At 27.4% G+C, this 598-nt stretch carries 2 protein-coding genes; both read left to right on the forward strand.

What is annotated here, in order from left to right:
- Nucleotides 1-285, forward strand: a 285-nt coding sequence (locus tag Q1A01_RS23640) for a hypothetical protein (RefSeq protein ID WP_299686032.1), incomplete at its 5' end; no start/stop codon positions are given.
- 23 nt (nucleotides 286-308) lie between these two features.
- A complete protein-coding gene (locus Q1A01_RS23645) occupies nucleotides 309-473 on the forward strand; it encodes a hypothetical protein (protein ID WP_299686035.1) in 165 nt (54 codons plus the stop codon).
- Nucleotides 474-598 lie beyond the last annotated feature (125 nt).

The raw sequence follows: 598 nt of genomic DNA on the forward strand, positions 1-598 counted from the left end.
GATCAAGCTGTAAACTATATAAGTAATTGGACAAAAAAATCAATGTCAGAAATTGATGAAATCACTTCCTTTAATGGACAACGTTTACGTTATATCTCTTATCCCAGTTCACTCATCAAACATATTGGCAGTTTGCCTTCTACAAATACTAATATTGCTTGGGGAATTGATGAAAAAGGAAAAATAACAACAGTCATTATTCCTATACCTACTAATAAAAATGAGCTATTGGAAGTATTTGATAATGGGAAACCATGTCCTCCTTCTTGTCCTACTCATTGTTAATTAATAATAAATCCATACTATAAATGAAAAAAGAATTCAAAAATAAATCAATCCTTAATAAAAAAATCATGACTACTATCTATGGAGGGAATCAAAATACACAAGAAAACAACTCTAGTATAGATGCTCATTTATTCGTAGAAGATGGTTCATTTATTAGATTAAAAGATATTACGTTATCAGATTGAAGAAATTAAATAAACTACCTCGCTCTTTTGATGTGATTTAATTATCTAATTTGTATATCCGTAAATAGTCCTAAAGTGAATTAATTTTCGTATATTTTATTGAATTTAAGATGGTTAAATATGAA

The sequence above is a fragment of the uncultured Dokdonia sp. genome, assembly GCF_947492815.1.
Lineage (GTDB): Bacteria > Bacteroidota > Bacteroidia > Flavobacteriales > Flavobacteriaceae > Dokdonia.

What these genes read in the sequence shown, in the direction of transcription:
- Q1A01_RS23645 (WP_299686035.1), top strand. Translation starts at nt 309, where the DNA reads ATGAAAAAAGAATTCAAAAATAAATCAATCCTTAATAAAAAAATCATG.